This is a genomic window from Microbacterium sp., assembly GCF_043427715.1.
Lineage (GTDB): Bacteria > Actinomycetota > Actinomycetes > Actinomycetales > Microbacteriaceae > Microbacterium.
The window spans coordinates 1-17,319 of record NZ_JBHWTD010000092.1 but is presented as its reverse complement, the minus strand read 5'-3'; the positions used below and the strand labels follow the sequence as shown (position 1 = coordinate 17,319).

At 71.0% G+C, this 17,319-nt stretch carries 18 protein-coding genes and 1 pseudogene; 5 read left to right on the top strand and 14 right to left on the bottom strand.

Annotation, left to right across the window (positions count from 1 at the left end; all coding sequences use genetic code 11):
* Genes ACHFGS_RS09355 through ACHFGS_RS09340 form a run of 4 tightly spaced genes read right to left on the bottom strand, consistent with a single transcriptional unit; the run spans position 1 to position 3,501 of the window.
* Positions 1-732 carry a YqjF family protein gene (locus ACHFGS_RS09355; protein WP_394279855.1) on the bottom strand — a complete coding sequence of 244 codons (732 nt, stop codon included), beginning with the start codon at positions 730-732 and terminating at the stop codon, positions 1-3.
* 8 nt (positions 733-740) lie between these two features.
* Positions 741-875, bottom strand: coding sequence for a hypothetical protein (locus tag ACHFGS_RS09350; RefSeq protein WP_394279854.1), 135 nt, complete (start codon positions 873-875; stop codon positions 741-743).
* Positions 872-3,193: a phosphoribosylformylglycinamidine synthase subunit PurL gene (gene purL / locus ACHFGS_RS09345; RefSeq protein WP_394289404.1), complete on the bottom strand. Its 2,322-nt coding sequence runs from the start codon at positions 3,191-3,193 to the stop codon at positions 872-874. The genes ACHFGS_RS09350 and purL overlap by 4 nt, the downstream gene beginning before the upstream one ends.
* Before the next feature lie 59 nt (positions 3,194-3,252).
* Positions 3,253-3,501 (bottom strand): hypothetical protein, encoded by a 249-nt coding sequence (locus ACHFGS_RS09340; protein WP_394289403.1) that lies wholly within the window; start codon positions 3,499-3,501, stop codon positions 3,253-3,255.
* Positions 3,502-3,602: 101 nt separating this feature from the next.
* Between ACHFGS_RS09340 and ACHFGS_RS09335 the strand changes: the two genes are divergently transcribed.
* From ACHFGS_RS09335 to ACHFGS_RS09325, 3 genes and pseudogenes are all read left to right on the top strand, one after another.
* Positions 3,603-3,947, top strand: coding sequence for a TraR/DksA C4-type zinc finger protein (locus ACHFGS_RS09335; protein ID WP_394289402.1), 345 nt, complete (start codon positions 3,603-3,605; stop codon positions 3,945-3,947).
* Between the two features lie 93 nt (positions 3,948-4,040).
* Positions 4,041-4,145: pseudogene (locus ACHFGS_RS09330) on the top strand (transcriptional regulator); the annotation flags it as partial.
* 33 nt (positions 4,146-4,178) lie between these two features.
* A complete protein-coding gene (locus ACHFGS_RS09325) occupies positions 4,179-5,159 on the top strand; it encodes an SRPBCC domain-containing protein (protein WP_394279213.1) in 981 nt (326 codons plus the stop codon).
* A gap of 2 nt (positions 5,160-5,161) precedes the next feature.
* Here ACHFGS_RS09325 and sufU read toward each other — a convergent pair whose 3' ends face one another.
* The 6 genes from sufU to ACHFGS_RS09295 form a co-directional block, all read right to left on the bottom strand.
* Positions 5,162-5,623, bottom strand: a complete 462-nt coding sequence (sufU, locus tag ACHFGS_RS09320) for a Fe-S cluster assembly sulfur transfer protein SufU (RefSeq protein ID WP_394279212.1) — start codon at positions 5,621-5,623, stop codon at positions 5,162-5,164.
* Complete coding sequence (locus ACHFGS_RS09315) at positions 5,620-6,915, bottom strand: SufS family cysteine desulfurase (RefSeq protein WP_394279211.1); 1,296 nt, start codon at positions 6,913-6,915, stop codon at positions 5,620-5,622. Before ACHFGS_RS09315 ends, sufU begins: the two co-directional genes overlap by 4 nt.
* 176 nt (positions 6,916-7,091) lie before the next feature.
* Complete coding sequence (locus tag ACHFGS_RS09310; RefSeq protein ID WP_394279210.1) at positions 7,092-7,853, bottom strand: hypothetical protein; 762 nt, start codon at positions 7,851-7,853, stop codon at positions 7,092-7,094.
* Entirely contained in the window at positions 7,850-9,064 is a 1,215-nt protein-coding gene (locus ACHFGS_RS09305) for an amidohydrolase (RefSeq protein ID WP_394279209.1), read from the bottom strand. Before ACHFGS_RS09305 ends, ACHFGS_RS09310 begins: the two co-directional genes overlap by 4 nt.
* 45 nt (positions 9,065-9,109) lie before the next feature.
* Entirely contained in the window at positions 9,110-10,105 is a 996-nt protein-coding gene (locus tag ACHFGS_RS09300; RefSeq protein ID WP_394279214.1) for a LacI family DNA-binding transcriptional regulator, read from the bottom strand.
* 2 nt (positions 10,106-10,107) lie between these two features.
* Positions 10,108-11,763, bottom strand: a complete 1,656-nt coding sequence (locus ACHFGS_RS09295) for a glycoside hydrolase family 13 protein (RefSeq protein ID WP_394289401.1) — start codon at positions 11,761-11,763, stop codon at positions 10,108-10,110.
* A 91-nt stretch (positions 11,764-11,854) separates the two neighbouring features.
* Here ACHFGS_RS09295 and ACHFGS_RS09290 point away from each other — a divergent pair, with 91 nt between their 5' ends.
* Both ACHFGS_RS09290 and ACHFGS_RS09285 read left to right on the top strand, forming a co-directional pair.
* A complete protein-coding gene (locus ACHFGS_RS09290; protein ID WP_394278506.1) occupies positions 11,855-12,382 on the top strand; it encodes an adenine phosphoribosyltransferase in 528 nt (175 codons plus the stop codon).
* 127 nt (positions 12,383-12,509) lie between these two features.
* A complete protein-coding gene (locus ACHFGS_RS09285) occupies positions 12,510-13,895 on the top strand; it encodes a D-alanyl-D-alanine carboxypeptidase family protein (protein ID WP_394278507.1) in 1,386 nt (461 codons plus the stop codon).
* A gap of 2 nt (positions 13,896-13,897) precedes the next feature.
* Here the strand turns inward: ACHFGS_RS09285 and ACHFGS_RS09280 are convergent, their stop codons facing one another.
* The 4 genes from ACHFGS_RS09280 to ACHFGS_RS09265 form a co-directional block, all read right to left on the bottom strand.
* Entirely contained in the window at positions 13,898-14,815 is a 918-nt protein-coding gene (locus ACHFGS_RS09280; RefSeq protein WP_394289400.1) for a 2-hydroxyacid dehydrogenase, read from the bottom strand.
* A 90-nt stretch (positions 14,816-14,905) separates the two neighbouring features.
* Positions 14,906-15,730 (bottom strand): ABC transporter permease, encoded by an 825-nt coding sequence (locus tag ACHFGS_RS09275; protein ID WP_394278175.1) that lies wholly within the window; start codon positions 15,728-15,730, stop codon positions 14,906-14,908.
* A complete protein-coding gene (locus ACHFGS_RS09270) occupies positions 15,727-16,536 on the bottom strand; it encodes an ABC transporter permease (protein WP_394278176.1) in 810 nt (269 codons plus the stop codon). Before ACHFGS_RS09270 ends, ACHFGS_RS09275 begins: the two co-directional genes overlap by 4 nt.
* A partial coding sequence (locus tag ACHFGS_RS09265; protein ID WP_394289399.1) for an ABC transporter ATP-binding protein occupies positions 16,536-17,319 on the bottom strand: 784 nt, incomplete at its 5' end. The genes ACHFGS_RS09270 and ACHFGS_RS09265, both read right to left, overlap by 1 nt.

Here is a 17,319-nt window from a genome sequence, read left to right as displayed (position 1 = left end):
TCAGCCGACGACCCGGGCACCCGAAAACCGGGTGACGACCCCCGGATGCCGCGCGGGCATCGCGAGGACCGAGTCGGGTGCGCGGTCCGCGAGACCCGGGAACCCGGCATCCGCCAGCAGACCGTCGTCGAGGCGCGAGACCTCCGCGCGGACGAGCGGCCACGGCTCGTGCTCGTTCGCGGCCCAGATCGTCCGGCCGAGGTGCCGTTCGTGGAAGCCCCAGCGCGCCGTGAGGAACCGGCTCAGCTCGTCGTCGACGGCCTCGGTTCCCGGGGTGACGCGGATGCGGGTGTGCACCCGATCCCCGAATCCCGGATGCCGCCGCGACGCGTACTCGATCGCGTCGCCGTCCGTGCGCATCGCCGCCTTCGCCCAGCGGTAGGGGAGCCCGAACACGGCGCGCGCGCCGAGGACCGGGAGCAGGTGCTCCGCCTCGAGCGTCTGGAACACGACGCCGCGGCGGCCGTCGGCATCCTTCGCGTACGTCCGCACGTTGATCTCGACGAACCGGCCGACGAACGGCACCGGCGGCAGCGGCAGGAACCGGAACTCGCTGAGCACGAAGGGGACGAGGCCCACCCACGCCGACCCGTCGAAGACGTCGGGTTCGGTGCCGGGCGGCAGCAGCGGCGCGACCTGCGACGGGTCGACGCGCCAATGCAGGAAGCAGGCGCCGCTCCAGCGCTGCTGCAGCACCGCGCGACCCGGCAGGGCAGGCGCGGTGGCGTCCATGACCCGCGTCAGCCGAACAGCAGGCTCAGCACGGTCGCCCCGCCGCCGACGAGCACCATGGCGATGATGACGACCCATGCCGTGATGCGGGTGCGGGTGCGACGGCGGCTTGCGAAGTCGGCGTATTCGGGATCGTCGCTCACGCGGTGACCTCGTCGATGACGGGGCCGAAGGCGGCCGGGAGGGTCGCCTTCGAGATCCCGCGCATCTCGGATGCCGTGAGCGTGAACAGCCCCTGCACCTCGAGCGCGGGCTGCTCGCCGTCGGCGGCCGGGTCGGTCACGCCGATGCGCAGCACCGGGTAGCCGCGTCCCTCGCAGAGGCCGCGGAACTTCACGTCCTCCTCGCGGGGCACCGACACGATGACGCGACCGGTCGACTCGCTGAACAGGGCGGTCGCGGCGTCCACGCCGTCGCGCTCCATGATCTCGGTCAGCCAGACGCGGGCGCCGACACCGAAGCGCATGACGGCCTCGGCGAGGGCCTGCGCGAGACCGCCCGCGGACAGGTCGTGCGCGCTGGAGACGAGCATCTCGTCGCGCGCTGCCGACAGGAGGCCCGCGAGGGTCTTCTCGCCGGCGAGGTCGACCTTCGGGGGGCGACCGCCGAGGTGACCGTGCACGGTGCCGGCCCAGGCGGATCCGTCGAGCTCGATCGAGGTCGTGCCGAGCAGGTAGATGTTCTCACCGGCATCCTGCCAACCGCTCGGGATGCGACGGGCGACGTCGTCGATGATGCCGAGAACGCCGACGACCGGGGTCGGGAAGATCGGCTGGTCGCCGGTCTGGTTGTAGAACGACACGTTTCCGCCGGTCACGGGCACGCCGAGCTCGAAGCACGCGTCGGCGAGGCCGTCGACGGCCTGCCCGAACTGCCACATGACCTCGGGGTTCTCGGGGCTGCCGAAGTTGAGGCAGTCGGTCACGGCGGTCGGCGTGGCGCCGGTCACGGCGACGTTGCGGTACGCCTCGGCGAGGGCGAGCTGCGCACCTGCGTACGGGTCGAGCTGGCAGTAGCGGCCGTTGCAATCGGTCGAGATCGCGAAGCCGAGGCCCGACTCCTCGTCGACGCGGATCATGCCGGCGTCGTCGGGGAAGCTGAGCGCGGTGTTGCCCATGACGTAGTAGTCGTACTGGTTGGTGATCCAGGACGTGTCCGCGAGGTTCGGGCTGCCGAGCAGCTGCACGAACTGGGTGCGGAGCGTGTCGGGGTCGTCGCTGCGCTCGAGCGCGGAGGCCGAGTCCTCCTGGAGGGCGTCGATCCAGGTGGGGTAGGCGACGGGGCGCTCGTAGACCGGTCCGTCGACGGCGACGGTCGAGGGGTCGACGTCGACGATCTTCTCGCCGTGCCAGAAGATCTGCAGGCGGCCGTCTCCGGTGACCTCGCCGAGGACGCTCGTCTCGACGTCCCACTTGCCGACGACCGCGAGGAACGCGTCGAGCTTCTCGGGCGCGACGATCGCCATCATGCGCTCCTGGCTCTCGCTCATGAGGATCTCCTCGGGCGTGAGCGAGGGGTCGCGCAGCAGGACGTTCTCGAGGTCGACGCGCATGCCCGACCCGCCGTTGGCGGCGAGCTCGCTCGTGGCGCAGGAGATGCCGGCGGCGCCGAGGTCCTGGATCGCCTCGACGAGTTCGCCCTTGTACAGCTCGAGGCAGCACTCGATGAGCACTTTCTCGGCGAACGGGTCGCCGACCTGGACGGCGGGACGCTTGGTGGGGCCGCCGTCGGCGAAGGTGTCGGAGGCGAGGATCGACGCGCCGCCGATGCCGTCGCCGCCGGTGCGGGCGCCGAACAGGACGACCTTGTTGCCGGCGCCGGTGGCGTTGGCGAGCTTGATGTCCTCGTGGCGCATGACGCCGACCGCGAGCGCGTTGACGAGCGGGTTGCCCTGGTAGACCGAGTCGAAGACGGTCTCGCCGCCGATGTTCGGCAGGCCCAGGCAGTTGCCGTAGGAGCTGATCCCTGAGACGACGCCGTGCACGACGCGGGCGGTGTCGGTGTGGTCGATCGCGCCGAAGCGGAGCTGATCCATGACCGCGACGGGGCGTGCACCCATGGAGATGATGTCGCGGACGATGCCGCCGACACCGGTCGCGGCGCCCTGGAACGGCTCGATGTAGCTGGGGTGGTTGTGCGACTCGACCTTGAAGGTGACGGCCCAGCCCTCGCCGACGTCGACGACGCCCGCGTTCTGGCCCATGCCGACCATCAGACGGGTCTTCATCTCGTCGGAGACCTTGTCGCCGAAGCGGCGCAGGTAGATCTTCGACGACTTGTAGGAGCAGTGCTCACTCCACATAACGGAGTACATGGCCAGCTCGCCCGAGGTGGGCCGGCGGCCGAGGATCTCACGGATCCGGTCGTACTCGTCCGGCTTCAGGCCGAGCGCCGCGTACGGCTGCTCCTTGTCCGGGGTCTCGAGGGCGTTCTCGACGGTGTCTGCGACAGGGGTGCTCACGCGGCTGAACTCCAAGACTCGGGATGCCGGGGGATACCCGCCAGTCTAGTTCGTCGCCGTCATCCCTCGTACGGGTCCTCGTCGGGGTCCTCGCCCGGGTCGGCGCCCGCCTCCGACCCGCCGTCCTCCTCAGGCGGGACGATATCGCCGGACTCGACGATGCCGATGCCGACCGCGTGGTGGCTGGGCTCCGGTTCGCTCTGCTCCGGAGCCTTCGGCTCTTCGCCGGGCTCCTTCGCGACGCTGGGCTCCTCGAGGTCTTCGGTGTCCGGTTCCTCGTCGGGCGCGTACTCCTTCTGGTCGCTCATGGTCGACCTCCTTCCGCGGGACAGGATGCGGCGTGCTCGCGGCGACCGGGTATGGCCTTGACGCCCTGGCGGTGCGGGGGTAGCGACCTTACGATGGCGCGATGGGAGAGGTCGATGAGGTGACGGCGCGCCTGCGGGCGCGGGCGGCGGAGCTCGATGCGCTCGAGCGTCGCCTCGCGCAGGAGGACGCCGCCATCCGGGCAGACCGTGCCGATGCGACCGCCGACGACGAACACGACCCCGAGGGGTCGACGCTCTCGGGCGAGTGGCAGCGGATCGAGGTGCTGCGCCGCGCCGCGGCATCCGATCGCGCCGAGGTCGACGCTGCGCTGGCCCGCGTCGCCGCCGGCACCTACGGGGTGTGCGAGGTGTGCGGTCGGGCGATCCCCGCCGCCCGGCTCGAGGCCCGCCCGACCGCCACCCGCTGCGTCGAGCACGCCGCCTGACCCCTCCACCCCCGCCGAATCAACACCCGGTTCCCGAATCCACAGCGAAATCGCGTGAACTCGGTGGTGATCGGGGAAGCGAGTGTTGACTCGATGATCGCCCGCGCCCGCGCCCTCCTGGCCCGCTACGAGGACCTCTGGCGTGCCCGCATCGATCGCCTCGACGCGCTGCTCGCCGAGCCCGACCACCGACCCTGACCACGCAGCATCCATCCAACGGAAGAGAAGGACATGCCTGTCACCGACATCACCACCGATCCCGAGAACCTCACCATGACGCTCACCGCCGACGTCGACGCTCCGGTCGAGCGCCTGTGGCGGGCGTTCACGCAGCCGCGCCAGCTCGAGCGGTTCTGGGGCCCTCCCGGTTGGCCGGCGACCTTCACGGCGTTCGACTTCACCGTCGGCGGGCACGTGCACTACGAGATGACGAGCCCGAAGGGAGAGAAGTCCCGCGGCAGGTGGGAGATCCTCGCCATCGACGAGGGAGCCGGCTTCGAGGTGCTCGACTCCTTCGTCGGCGAGGACAGCGAACCGCTCGACGGGTTCCCGGCGATGCGGATGACGTTCGGCTTCGACGCCACGGCATCCGGATCCCGACTCACGAACGTGACCTACTTCACCTCGGCGGAAGCGCTCGAGCAGGTCGTGGCGATGGGCGCCGTCGAAGGCTCCCGCATGGCGATGGCCCAGCTCGACGCCGTGCTCCGCGACCTCCGCGAGTACGCACAGGGCAGGGGGACGCAGGTCGAGCTTCTCGATGACACCCACGTGCGGATCACCCGGCTCGTCGACGGGCCCCGCGAACTGGTGTGGCGCGCGCACCACGAGTCCGAGCTCCTCAAGAAGTGGATGCTGGGTCCCGACGGCTGGGTCATGACCGCCGCGGAGCCGGCCACCGCGGTCGGCTCCGCCTACCGCTACGCCTGGGAGCAGGAGGGCGCCCCCGAGACGGCGTTCGGCTTCGAAGGCGAGGCCCTCCTCATCGAGGCACCGTGGCGGGCCGTGACGACCGAGAAGATGTCGGGCATGGACGGTCCGTCGACGCTCAACGACCTGCAGCTCTACGAGGAGGACGGCGCGACGCTCATCACGACGCTCATCGAGTACCCCGACAAGGAGACGCGGGACATGATCCTCGGCACCGGCATGGGCGACGGGATGGAGACGTCGTACGCCCGCATGGAGGAGACGGTGCTCGCCTCCGCGTGAGCTCAGGCCCGGGCGAGGGCGTCTTCGAGGGCGACCCAGGCGAGCATCGCGCACTTCACGCGCGCCGAGAACTTCGAGACGCCCGACAGGGCGGCGGCGTCGGAGTAGATCTCCTCATCGAGCGGGATCTTGCCGCGTGAGCGCAGCGCTTCGCGGAACCCCTCGATGAGGCGCGTGATCTCCTCACGCGTGAGGCCGTCGTCGCCGCCGTCCTCCTCGACGAGAGCGGCGAGCATCGACGCCGACGCCTGCGAGATCGAGCATCCCGAGCCCTCCCACGTCAGCTGGATGAGCCGCTCCCCGGAGTCGTCGACCCGCGCGCGGAGCGTGATGTCGTCGCCGCACATCGGGTTGTGCTGGTGCGAGCTGGCGCTGCGCCCCTCCTCGGGGGCGAGCCCCTGCCCGTGCGGGTGCTTCGAGTGGTCGAGGATCAGCTCCTGGTAGAGCGAGTCGAGTCCGTTCATGCGTTCACTCCGAAATACGTGCGGATGCCGCTGACGGCATCGAGGAAGGTGTCGACGTCGGACTCGGTGTTGTAGAGCGCCAGCGAGGCGCGAACCGACGCGGTCATGCCGAAACGGCGGTGCAGCGGCGCCGCGCAGTGGTGGCCCACGCGAACGGCGATGCCCTGGGCATCGAGGAACTGGCCGGCGTCGTGCGCGTGCACGCCTTCGACGTCGAACGCCCACAGGCCCACACGCTCTACGCCGTCGGCGTCGCCGAGCAGGCGGATGCCGGGGATCTCGATGAGACCGGCGCGCATGCGCTCGGCGAGGCGCACCTCGTGCGCGTGGACGGACTCGAGCCCGGCATCCTGCAGATACGACACGGCCGCGGCCAGGCCGATGGCGGGGCCGATCGGCTGGGTGCCAGCCTCGAATCGCTGCGGCGGCGGCAGGTAGCCGGCCTCATCGAGCGTGACGGTCGTGATCATCGACCCGCCGGTGAGGAAGGGAGGCAGGGCCTCGAGCACATCGCTTCGGCCGTAAAGGCCGCCGACGCCGTACGGTCCGAGCATCTTGTGGCCACTGAACACGGCCAGGTCGACGCCCAGGGCCGGCAGGTCCAGGCGCAGGTGAGGCGCCGACTGGCAGGCGTCGAGCACGGTCAACGCGCCGACGGCCTGAGCGAGCGCGACGAGTTCGGCGACCGGGTTGACGATGCCGAGGACGTTCGAGACGTGCGTGAACGCGACGATGCGGGTGCGCTCGCCGATGAGCTCGGCCGCGGCATCCATGTCGAGGGTGCCGTCGTCGTGCACCGGGATGTGTCGCAGCACGGCGCCCGTGCGCGCGGCCAGTTCCTGCCACGGGATGAGGTTCGCGTGGTGCTCGATCTCCGTGGTGATGATCTCGTCCCCGGGCTGCAGGGCGAATCGAGCGGATGCCGGGGCCCCGCGTCCCGCGGTCGCATTGCCGATCGCGTAGGCGACCAGGTTGAGGCCGAGGGTCGCCCCACTGGTCCACACGAGCTGCTCGGGGCGGGCCCCGACGAACGAGGCGACGGTCTCGCGGGCGTCCTCGAACAGGTCAGTCGCCTCGGCGGCGAGAGTGTGCGCGCCACGATGCACGGCGGAATTGCTCTGCGTGAGGAAGTCGTACTCGGCCTGAAGCACCTGCCGCGGCTTCTGGCTCGTGGCCCCCGAATCGAGATACACGAGCGGGTTGCCGTTCACCTGCTGCTGCAGGATCGGGAAGTCCGCGCGGAGCGCGACGGCATCGAATGTCGCGGCATCGGGCAGGGCGGGAAGACTCACCCCTCTAGGCTACGCCGGTGCGGGCAGGCGAGGACGGGCGGTGCTCCTCGATGCCGACCTCGTCGGCCGGAGCGAGGGCATCGCCCAGCGGATCGGCTGGTTGAACGCGCGTCGCGAGGAGTTGCTCCTCCGCGGTTGACGGGCTTCACAGCGCCAGAGCGCGAAGCCCGCCGCCGTCACTGGCCGCGCGCGCGGAACGTGTAGGTGATGGAGGCGACCGTCGTGCCCGCGGCATCCGATTCGACGAACGCGTTGAACGCGCGCCGACCGTCGGAGTAGAACGAGCCTCGTCCCTTGCCGAGTGCCAGACGCACGCGCCCGTCGGAGAGCTTCACCTCGTCGGTCGGGTCGAGGGCGCGCACCTCGTCCATGGTGTCGCCGACGCTCACGCCGAACTCGTCGACGATGCCGACTTCTCCCGGCGTCGGCCCGGTGATGCTCACGAAGGTCGGGGCGGGAACCTCCGAGCGCGAGCGACCGCCGTCGCCGAGGAACACGTCGTAGAAGCGGAAGCCGTCCCAGATGTAGATGTCATACGCCCAGTTCTCGGCGTCGCCGTTCTGGAAGTCCTCGGTCGGCGCAGTGCCGAACAGTTCCGTGAGCGCGGCGATCGCGGCATCCGGGTCGTCCGCCCAGGCGTGCGTGACCTCGGTGCCGTCGGCCTGCGTGATCGTCAGGCCGAGCCCGTTCACCGCCAGCTCGCTCGGCGGCGCCTCGTCTTCGGTCTCCTCCGGGGTGGGCTGCTCCTCGGCCGGCTCCTGCGGGGCGGACTGGCCGGGGGGAGGGTCCTCCGCCGCCGGCTGGTCGCCGCTGGGACGGGTGAGCAGCAGCACGAATGCGATGACGACCGCGACCGCGAGCACGCCCGCGATGATCCCGAGGATCAGCGGGGTGCGACGGTCCGGCTCGTCGTCGATGATGTCGAGGGGCTTCGTCATGCCAAGAACTCCCGGGCGGCGACGGTGAGCGCGTCGACGCCGCGCTCGATGGTGGGGTGCATCACCGGTGCAAAAAACGGTGAGTGGTTGGTCGGGATGTCGCGGGCCATCGTGCCGGCGGCCTCCGCGTCGGCGTACTGCTGCGGGTCGACACCGCCCCAGAACCAGTACACGAGCGGCACGCCGGCCTCGCGGGCGAACCACGAGACGTCCTCGCTGCCCGTGAACATGCCCGGGTCGACGACCGTGCCGGCGCCGAACGCCTGGTCCCAGGCGGCCGTGAGGCGCTCCGTGGCGGCGCGGTCGTTGATGGTCGGCGGGAGGGTGTGATCGGTCGTGATGACCGGCTCCTCCTCTGCTCCGGATGCCGCGGCCTCGGCGCGCACGATCCGCTCGACGCGGGCGAGCACGTCGGCGCGGGCGGCGTCGTCGGGGTAGCGCAGGCTCAGTTCCAGCTTCGCCTCGGCGGGGATGATGTTGTTCTTCAGGCCCGCGTGGATCGAGCCGACGGTGACGACGGCCATCTCGCGGGGGTCGATCTCGCGCGAGACGACCGTCTGCAGGCGCATCACGGTGGCGGCGGCCATGACGACCGGGTCGATCGTGGAGTGCGGGCGCGAGCCGTGACCGCCGCGGCCGAGCAGCCGCACGGTGAGGCCGTCGGAGGCCGCCATCTGGGTGCCCGAGCGCACGCCGATCGTGCCGGCGGGGAGCGGGGTGAGGTGCTGTCCGAGCACGATGTCGGGCTTGGGGAAGCGGTCGAGGACGCCGTCGGCGATCATCGCCTGCGCGCCGGCGCCGTACTCCTCGGCGGGCTGGAAGACGGCGACGACCGTGCCCGCCCACTCGTCCTGCGTGGCCTGCAGCTTCTCGAGCGTGCCGAGCAGGGCGGTGACGTGCATGTCGTGACCGCACGCGTGCATGACGGGAACCTCGACGCCGGCAGGGTCGACGCCGCGCGCCGTGCTCGCGTAGGCCAGTCCGGTCTGCTCCTCGACGGGGAGTCCGTCCATGTCGGCGCGCAGCCACACGACCGGTCCGTCGCCGTTGCGGAGCACCGCGACGACACCCGTGCGACCGATGCCCTCCTCGAACTCGATGCCGAGACCTGCGAGCTCCCGCGTGATGACCCCTGCCGTCCGGGTCTCCTGGAAGGAGAGCTCGGGGTGGCGGTGGAGGTCGGTGTAGAGCGCGTCGAGGTCGAGGGTCATACCTCCGAGCCTACGGCGATCACCTGAACAGGCCCCGCATCGCGCTCATGCCGGAGGGGCGGTCGAGGTGCGTCGCACCAGCTCGAACGGGAGCGCCTCGTCCGCGGCATCCGATCCCTCTTCGATGACGCGCAGCACCGCGTCGCCCGCCCGCTCACCCTGTGCGTGCGGGAACTGCGCCATCGTCGTCAGCTCGAAGAAGCCGCTCATCTCGTGGCCGTCGACGCCGATCACCGACAGATCGCGCGGCACCTCGAGTCCGCGCTCGCGCGCCGCGAACAGCGCACCGAAGGCCATCTCATCGGATGCCGCGAAGATCGCCGTGGGAGGTTCGGCGCCGTCCAGCAGCACGCCGGCCGCCCGGTGCCCCTCTTCGATCGTGAACTCGGCCGGGGCGAACTGGGCGGAGGCGACACCGGCATCCGCCATCGCCTCGGCGAACCCGTACCGGCGCAGCGACGGGATGTCGAACCCGGGGTCGCCGTCACGGCTGTAGCCGATGTGCGCGATGCGGCGGTGACCGAGCTCCAGCAGATGCTCGGTCGCGAGCCGGGCGAGGGCGGCATCATCGACGCGGAGCACCGGCAGTCGGCCGCTGGTCGCGCCGAGTCCGATGACCGGCAGCTCGAGGGCGAGCAGCCGGTCGACCTCGTCCTCCGCGAGGGTCGCCGACAGGACGATGAGCCCGTCCACCCGTCGCCGACGCAGCGAGACGTCGAGCACACTTGCGCGCTGCGCCGGGTCCTCGCCCATGCTGTACAGCGTGATGTCGTACCCGCGTGGGGCGAGCCGGCTCGCGATCCCGTCGAGCACGTTGGAGAAGAACCATCTGTCGAGCAGCGGTACGAGGACGCCGATGTTCGACGCGCGGCCGGTCGCGAGAGCGGATGCCGCGGCCGAGACGACGTAGCCCAGCTCGGCCGCCGCGGTGCGCACGCGGGCGCGGGTCGCATCGGAGATGCGTCCGCGCCCGCTGAGCGCCCGCGAGACCGTCGCCGCCGAGACTCCGGCGGCCCGGGCCACGTCGTCGATACCGGTCACGGTCAGTCCGCGAGGATCCAGACCGTCGTGTCGGCGGGGAGCTCGGCGCCCTCGAGCGTGTCGCTCGCGACGAGCAGCGTGCCCTGCGGGAGCGTGACGGGCTCGGTGCCGATGTTCGCGATCACGGTGACGGCACCGGTGCGGATCGCGATGACGTCATCGCCGTACCCGTCCAGCCACTCCAGCTCGCTCGCGCCGAGGTCGTGCGCGCGGCGGGTGGCGAGGAGGGTGCGGTAGAGCCACAGGGTCGACTCGGGGTCGGCCTCCTCGGCGTCGCGGGCGTACGCGGCCCACTCGGCCGGCTGCGGCAGCCAGCTCTCACCGGTCGGGCTGAAGCCGAACGCGGGGTCGGCGGCGCTCCAGGGGATGGGCACGCGGCATCCGTCACGGCCGTAGCGCTCGCCGTTCGTGCGGAACCAGGTCGGGTCCTCGCGCGCCTCGTCGGGCAGTTCGATCGCCTCGGGAAGGCCGAGCTCCTCGCCCTGGTAGAGGTAGGCGGAGCCGGGGAGGGCCAGCATGAGCGTCGAGGCGGCGCGTGCGCGGCGGAGGCCTGCGGCCGGGTCGGGTTTGCCTTCCGTGGTGGGGCCGACGCCGTGTCCCTGCGGGTGGCCCGGCATCGCCAGGCGGGTCGCGTGACGGATCACGTCGTGGTTGGAGAGCACCCAGGTGGCGGGGGCGCCCACGGCGGGGAAGGCGCGCAGCGACTCGCTGATGATTTCGCGGAGCTGCTCGGCATCCCACTCGCTCATCGCGTACGGGAAGTTGAACGCCTGGTGCATCTCGTCGGGGCGCACCCACTTGGCGGTCTCGTCGACCGTCGGCAGCCAGGCTTCGGCGCAGAGCGCGCGGTCGCCCTCGTACTCGGCGAGCACGCGGTGCCAGTCGCGCCACACGTCGTGCACTCCCTCCTGACCCCAGTACGGCACCGGCTCCTCGCCGCCCATCGAGTCGGCATCCTCCGGCGGCGTGTAGTCGGGCAGGCCGTCGGCCTTGATGAGACCGTGGGCGACGTCGACGCGGAAGCCGTCCACCCCGCGGTCCAGCCAGAAGCGGAGGGTGCCGCGGAACTCCTCGCGGACCTCCTCGTTGTGCCAGTCGAAGTCGGGCTGCGAGCTGTCGAACAGGTGCAGGTACCACTGGCCGTCTTCGACGCGGGTCCACGCGGGACCGCCGAAGACCGACTCCCAGTTGTTCGGGGGCAGCTCGCCGTGCTCGCCCTGGCCGTCGCGGAACATGTACCGCGCGCGCTCGGGGCTGCCCGGGCCTGCGGCGAGGGCGGCCTGGAACCAGACGTGCTGGTCGGAGGAGTGGTTCGGGACGAGGTCGATGATGACGCGGATGCCGCGGGCGTGTGCCGCCTCGAGCATCGCGTCGAAGTCGGCGAGCGTGCCGAACAGCGGGTCGACGTCGCGGTAGTCGGCGACGTCGTAGCCGGCGTCCTTCTGCGGCGACGTGAAGAACGGGCTCAGCCACAGGGCGTCGATGCCCAGCGAGGCCAGGTCATCGAGGCGCGAGGTGATGCCGGGGAGGTCGCCGATGCCGTCGCCCGAGGCGTCGGCGAACGAGCGGGGGTAGATCTGGTAGATGACGGCGGTGCGCCACCATTCGGCGCCGGGACGGCTCTCACCGATGGGGGCGAGCGTGGAGGGGGAAGTCATGAGCGACAGCGTAGCGCAAGCGCTTGCGCATCGACGTCCGCAAGCCGGCGGATCGGGAACTGCGCGGGGTCGGCGCGGGTAGCCTTGACCGGTGACCTCTGCCGCCTCCGACGCCCTCCACCGTGCCGAGTCCCTGATCGCGACGATCCCCGACTTCCCGGAGCCGGGCATCCTCTTCCGCGACATCTCGCCGCTGCTGGCGGATGCCGCGGGCCTGCGCACCGTCGCCGAGGCGATGATCGAGCCGTTCGCCGGCACGTTCGACGTGGTCGCCGGCGTCGAGGCGCGCGGCTTCCTGCTCGCGGGCGCGGTCGCTGTGGCATCCGGCACGGGGCTCGCTCCGATCCGCAAGGCGGGCAAGCTGCCGCGGCCGGCGGGAGCCGTCAGCTACGACCTGGAGTACGGCACTGCGACGATCGAGATGAGCGATGACCTGCCGGCGGGCACCCGTGTGCTGCTCGTCGACGACGTGCTCGCCACCGGCGGCACCCTGCGTGCCGGGCAGCGGTTGCTCGAGCAGCTCGGGTACTCGCTCGCGGGGACCGCCGTGCTCATGGAGCTGGCGGCGCTCGGGGGGCAGCGTGTCTGTGGTCCCGTGCACAGTGTGTTCACGGTGTGATCGGTCCTGACGGCCGGATCCGCATCGGGTGGAGAAGTGGCCGCCGGCCGAATACGGCGGCGGACGTCACGACATGACCGGGTGGGAGACCACCCTTTCGACCGAGTGATCGAGGCCGGGGGGCACGATGGGGGAAGAGGAGAATGCGCGTCCGCGCGCAGAAGAAGACGAGCTGCATCGGTTCGCGTCGCTTCTGAGCGAGGCGCAGGTCGTCGAGCGGCCCGCTCCGGGGTCGGCCGCCGCCGCTGCCACACGGAAGAGGTGGCTCCGGCGGATCGCCCTGGCCGTGGCGATCCCGATCGTGGCGACGACGGTGGGAGCAGGCGGTTACGCGGCGTGGGCCCTGAACGCCCCGCTGCCCGAGCCGACGCCCGGACGGGTGACGGCGCCGGCGGTACCGGTGACCTCTGCGGTCGACGACCTGCTGCCCTCGCGAGGCTCGTCGGCCATCTCGGTCGCCGGCGCGGAGGAATTCTTCGGCGTCTCGGGGGATGAGATCTGGATGACAGCGGGCGATCAGGGGCAGCGGCCGATCGCCAGCATCACGAAGCTCATCACCGCCCTCGTCGTGCTCGACGCCCAGCCGATCGGTGCGGGCGAGAACGGCCCGACGATCACCTTCGGCGCTTCCGATCGCGCTCTCTATGACCGGTACTACGTGCAGAACGCAACGGTCGCTCCGATGCCTCGGGGCACCGCGCTGTCACTGCGCGACGCCTTGGCGACGGTGCTGATTCCGTCCGCCAGCAACTACGCGACCGCGGTCGCGCGGTGGGCCTACGGGTCGGAGGCGGCCTTCGTCCGCGCTGCGGGGGAGTGGCTGGACGAGCACGGGCTGGACGACACGACCGTGGTCGAACCGACCGGGATCGACCCGCGCAACCGATCCACGCCCGCCGACCTCATCGAACTCGGCCGCCTGTCGGCTGCTCACCCGGTCGTCGCGGACCTCGCCGGGACCAGGCGCACGGAGGTCGAGGGCCCGGGCGTCCTGATCAACACGAACGACCTGCTCGGTGTGGACGGGGCCACGGGATTGAAGACCGGGACGCTCTCCGACAGCGGATCGAACCTGATCTATACCGCGACACTGGACGTGGGGCTGGAACAGTCGCTCCAGGTGGTCGGGGTGCTGCTCGGCGGTGACACGCGTTCATCCGTGGCCGGGGCCAGCAGCCGCGTGCTCTCCTCGCTTCGGGCGGGGTTCCAGCAGGTGACGCCCGCGCAGACCGGTCAGGTCCTCACGACCTACACGACCCCGTGGGGCGACAGCGTCGAGGTCGCGCTGGGGACAGTGCCGTCGCTGCTGGTGTGGGGCGACACCCCGATCGAGGCCGACATCGATCTCTCGACGCCGGTGAACTTCGTGGACGGTGAGGAGGTTGGTTCCATCACCTGGACGGCGGGGGAGCGGACGGTGTCGGCACCGCTTCGGGTGGTCGGGTCGATCACCGATCCGGGCGAGAAGTGGCGGCTGCAGAATCCGCGCGCGCTGCTGGCGGGGGATCGCTGAGATCACGTCCGCAGGACGACGTTCTCGACATCCTCCTCGCGCCGCAGATGCGCGATCTGACGCCGCACGAGCTTCTCGACCCGGGGGAACATCGCGGTCGTCGCACCACCGACGTGAGGAGCGATGAGCACGCCGTCGAGCGTCCACAGCGGGTGGTCTTTCGGCAGCGGCTCGGGATCGGTGACGTCCAACGCGGCGCGGATCCGCCCCCGCTGCAGGTGCGCGACGAGGGCATCGGTGTCGACGAGCGACCCCCGTCCGACGTTGACCACGAGCGCGCCGTCCGGAAGCGCCGACAGGAACGCGTCATCCACGATGCGCCGCGTGGCGGCACCGCCCGGCAGCGTGAGGATCACGATGTCGACGGTCGGCAGGAGCGTCGGAAGTTCGTCGACGCCGTGTACGTGCACGCCGTCCTCCTCCCGCGTATGGGTCGCCACCGGCACGACCTCGACCTCGAAGGGGGCCAGCCGCGCGGCGGTCGCTTTCCCCACGCCGCCGTAGCCGAGCACCAGGACGCGGCGGTCGGCGAGGCTCGCGGCGCGCACCGGCGCCCAGTCGCCGGTCTTCTGCGCCCGCACGAAGCGGGGCAGTTCCCGCTGCGCGGCGAGGGTCAGCGCGAGGGCGAGCTCGGCGGTGGACGTTTCGTGCACGGTCGCCGCGTTGGCGAAGACGGTGCCCGCCGGCAGCTGCTGCTCGAGGCCCTCGTAGCCGATCGACTGACCCTGGACGAGGCGGTTCCGCGTCTCGGCGAGGTGGGGAAGGGCGCGGCCGAGGCTCATGTAGGGCAGCACGACGATGTCGATGTCCTCCCGCGGAGGCGGGCCGTCCATCGGCCAGAGCAGCACGTCGACGCCCTCCGTGCCCTGCAGGGCGGCGTGGAGGGATTCCGTGGGCACGCTGATGCTGACCTGGCGCATGCGTTCGAGGCTAGCGGCCTCCGCCGGAACCGACAGGCGAGCGCCGCGAGTGGGTGGGCATCCTCAGCCGCGACTGAGAGCAGCGCCGGCTCACTCGACCGTCGTCGCCATGCCCATCCGGGCGAGGATGACGTTCTCCACGATCTGCACGAGGTTGTAGAGCACCAGCGTCACGAGCGTGATGACGGCCACCGACGCCCACAGATCGTCGAAGCGCGCCTGCGCCGTGAACTTCTGGATCATCCCGCCGATGCCGGTGCCGGTCGACAGCCACTCCGCCAGCAGTGCGCCGGTGACCGCGCCCGGCACCGACACCCGCGCCGCTGCGAACAGCGAAGGCAGGGCGCCGGGGATGTTCACCTTGCGCAGCTGCGCGAACCTGCCGCCCCCGTAGACGTGCACGAGATCCAGGCTCTGCGGCGACGCGCGCGAGAGTCCGAACAGGATCGAGGCGAGGGCGGGGAACAGCACCACGATGCTGCCGATGACGGCGACGGATGCCGCGGTGCCGCGCCCCGTGATGAGGATGATGACCGGGGCGATGGCGACCAGCGGGACGCTGCGCAGCAGCAGCGCCAGCGGCATGACACCCGCCTCGACCGCCCGCGACAGCGAGAACGCGACAGCGAGCACGAGGGCGGCGGCCATGCCGGTCGCGAAGCCGAGGGCGGAGTCCTGCAGCGTCTGGCCCAGCAACGGCCAGAGGCCGGCGCGGTTCTCTGCGGCATCCTCGGCGGTGAAGAGGAACTCCCAGACGTCTGCGGGACCCTTCGCGACGTAGGGAGAGATGCCGGTGAGCGAGACGACCGCCCACCACAGTGCGAGCACGATCACGAGGGTGAGCGCCGCGTTCGCGGCGGAGCGGCCCAGTGACTTCCACAGTGTCTTCCCCATCGGCTTCGAGAGCGTCCTCACGGGGCCACCGTCCGACCCGACACCCACGGGGTCACGACGCGCGAGACGAGGCCGACGAGCGCGTAGCCGATGAGCGCCACCGCAGCGGTGAGGAGGAAGACGGCCCACACCCGGGGGGAGTCGAGGTCGCCCTGGAGTTTGATGAGCGTGATCCCGACGCCCCGATCGATCGCGCCCATGTACTCGCCGAGGATCGCGCCGAGGAAGGCGCTCGGCACGGCGATCTGGAGAGCGGAGAGGATCGCGGGCGCCGCCGCGATCAGGCGGACCTTGCGCAGCTGCGTGAACCGCGACCCGCCGTACACTCGCACGACGTCGAGTGAGGCGCGCTCGGCGGCTTTGAAGCCGAGCAGCGCGCCGACGACGGTGGTGAAGAACACCGCGAGGGCGGCGAGGAAGATGGCGGTCGCGCTCGGGTCGCCAGCACGCTTCGCGCCGCCGAGCACGACGATCGCGATGCCGCCGACGGCGACCACCGGCAGGCAGTAGCTCACCACCGCGATCTGCGTGATGACGGTCTCCGCCTTCGGCACGAGCAGCACGACGGATGCCAGGACGAGCGCGATCCCGTTGCCCCAGGCGAACCCGACCAGCGCCTCCGAGATCGTCACCTGGAACACCGGCCAATAGGCGGCGAGTCCGTCGGAGAAGATCGTCGAGAACACCGTCCACGGGGAGGGGACCGGAGTGAACGTCGTGCCCTCCGCCGGGGTGAAGACCGTGACGGAGAAGAGCCACCACGCGCCGATCAGCGCGACGACGCCCAGCCCGGCCGCCAGCGCACGCGGCATCCGGAGTCTGCTCATCACGCCTCCGCGTCGGCGCGACCGTCGTCGCCGAACAGCAGTTCGGACGCCTGGTCGACGAGGGCGTGGAACTCGGGGGTCCGCTGCATCTCGGGCAAGCGGGGACGGGGCAGGTCGACCTCGATGATCTCCTTCACACGGCCCGGCCGGGGGGACATCACCGCGACGCGGTCGGAGAGGAAGATCGCCTCCGAGATGCCGTGGGTCACCATCAGGGTGGTCGCGGGCTTCTCGGTCCAGATGCGGAGGAGTTCGAGGTTCAGGTTCTGGCGGGTCATGTCGTCGAGCGCGCCGAAGGGCTCATCCAGCAGGAGCACCGACGGCTTCAGACTCAGCGCGCGGGCGATCGACACGCGTTGGCGCATGCCGCCGGAGAGCTGAGCGGGCTTGGCCTTCTCGAACCCCCGGAGCCCGACGAGTCCGATGAGCTCGTCGATGTAGGCCCTGTCCGGCGTGCGCCCGGCGATCTCGAACGGCAGCCGGATGTTGGTCAGCACACTCCGCCACGGCAGCAGCGCATGATCCTGGAATGCGATGCCGAGCTCGTGGTCGCGGCGCAGCTCCGAGGGAGTCTTCCCGTCGACGAGCACGGCCCCGCTGGTGGGGCGCTCGAGGTCGGCGAGAATCCGCAGGATCGTCGACTTGCCGCATCCCGATGGTCCCAGCAGCGACAGGAACGAGCCCTTGTCGGTGTGCAGGTGGGTGTCCTGCAGGGCGGTCACCGAACGGCGACCGGTGGTGAAGGTCTTCGAGAGACCGTCGATGGGGGTGCCCGTTCCCCGG